The 954-nt window shown below is 55.1% G+C and carries 2 rRNA genes; both read left to right on the top strand.

What is annotated here, in order from left to right:
- A 23S ribosomal RNA gene (locus AC3E6M_RS17040) occupies window positions 1-689 on the top strand; the annotation flags it as partial.
- 99 nt (window positions 690-788) lie between these two features.
- A 5S ribosomal RNA gene (rrf, locus tag AC3E6M_RS17045) occupies window positions 789-905 on the top strand.
- Window positions 906-954: the final 49 nt, after the last annotated feature.

Below are 954 nucleotides of genomic sequence, written 5' to 3' on the forward strand. Positions count from 1 at the left end.
ATCCGGTTCAGGGACAGTGCCTGGTGGGTAGTTTAACTGGGGCGGTTGCCTCCCAAAATGTAACGGAGGCGCCCAAAGGTTCCCTCAACCTGGTTGGCAATCAGGTGGCGAGTGTAAGTGCACAAGGGAGCTTGACTGTGAGACTGACAGGTCGAGCAGGGACGAAAGTCGGGACTAGTGATCCGGCAGTGGCTTGTGGAAGCGCTGTCGCTCAACGGATAAAAGGTACCTCGGGGATAACAGGCTGATCTTGCCCAAGAGTCCATATCGACGGCATGGTTTGGCACCTCGATGTCGGCTCGTCGCATCCTGGGGCTGGAGTAGGTCCCAAGGGTTGGGCTGTTCGCCCATTAAAGCGGTACGCGAGCTGGGTTTAGAACGTCGTGAGACAGTTCGGTCCCTATCCGCTGCGCGCGTAGGAAGTTTGAGAGGATCTGACCCTAGTACGAGAGGACCGGGTTGGACGAACCTCTGGTGTGTCAGTTGTTCCGCCAGGAGCACCGCTGATTAGCTACGTTCGGGATGGATAACCGCTGAAAGCATCTAAGCGGGAAGCCGGCCTCAAGATGAGACTTCCATACCATTTATGGTGAGAGGCTCCCAGCCAGACTACTGGGTTGATAGGCCGGATGTGGAAGCGTAGTAATACGTGAAGCTGACCGGTACTAATAAGCCGATGACTTGATAACACACCGTTTTTGGTGCTTGCGTCCACTGAGTGGTTCTCGATGTACGGTCGGGAACGCAACAATGATGATCGTTGTTGGTTTTTGAAACATCAATAGTGTTTCGGCGGCCATAGCGAGAGGGAAACGCCCGGTTACATTCCGAACCCGGAAGCTAAGCCTCTCAGCGCCGATGGTACTGCAGGGGGGACCCTGTGGGAGAGTAGGACACCGCCGGACTTCTTTTAGTCGAAATGGCCACCCAAAGCTGGGTGGCCATTTCGCATTT

It is taken from the genome of Microbacterium sp. SCPM-O-B-15248 (M128) (assembly GCF_058214835.1).